We start from the raw sequence: 512 nt of genomic DNA, 5'->3' as shown, positions 1-512 counted from the left end.
GGCTCGCATCGCGTGGGTACGCCGACGCCGTCCCGCTCCACTCCTTCACCAACCGCTGCTGCTCCTCGCTGCCCATCAGCGGCAGCTCGGCCAGCCTCGTCTCTGGCGCGCTCACAGCGGCTTCCAGGAACACCCGCAGATGCTCCAGCAGCCGCTCCATCGTCGCGGCTTCGAACAGGTCGCTGTTGAACTCAAGCGCGCCCGACAGCCCTCCCGCGCTCGACTCTCCCAGGCCCAGCGTCACGTCAAATTTCGACGTCTTACCGGACGACTCCGCCGCCTCCAGCCTCAGCCCCGGCAGGCTCACCGCCCCGCCCGGCGCGTTCTGCAGCACCAACATCACCTGGAACAGCGGGCTGCGACTCAAGTCCCGCTCCGGCTGCAGCTCCTCCACCAGCCTCTCGAAGGGCACTTCCTGGTGCGCGTACGCACCCAGCGTCACTTCGCGCACCTGCGTCAGCAACTCCCGGAAGCTCGCTGTCGGCGACACCTTCGTCCGCAGCACCAGCGTG

At 68.4% G+C, this 512-nt stretch carries 1 protein-coding gene; it reads right to left on the bottom strand.

What is annotated here, in order from left to right; all coding sequences use genetic code 11:
* The coding region (locus HV824_RS36085) for a condensation domain-containing protein (RefSeq protein WP_176425304.1) at positions 1-512 on the bottom strand (512 nt) is incomplete at both ends.

Source organism: Myxococcus sp. AM009 (genome assembly GCF_013372605.1).
Classification (GTDB): Bacteria; Myxococcota; Myxococcia; order Myxococcales; family Myxococcaceae; genus Myxococcus; species Myxococcus vastator.
The sequence above is the reverse complement of the archived record's forward strand: the minus strand, read 5'-3'. Positions and strand labels throughout refer to the sequence as shown.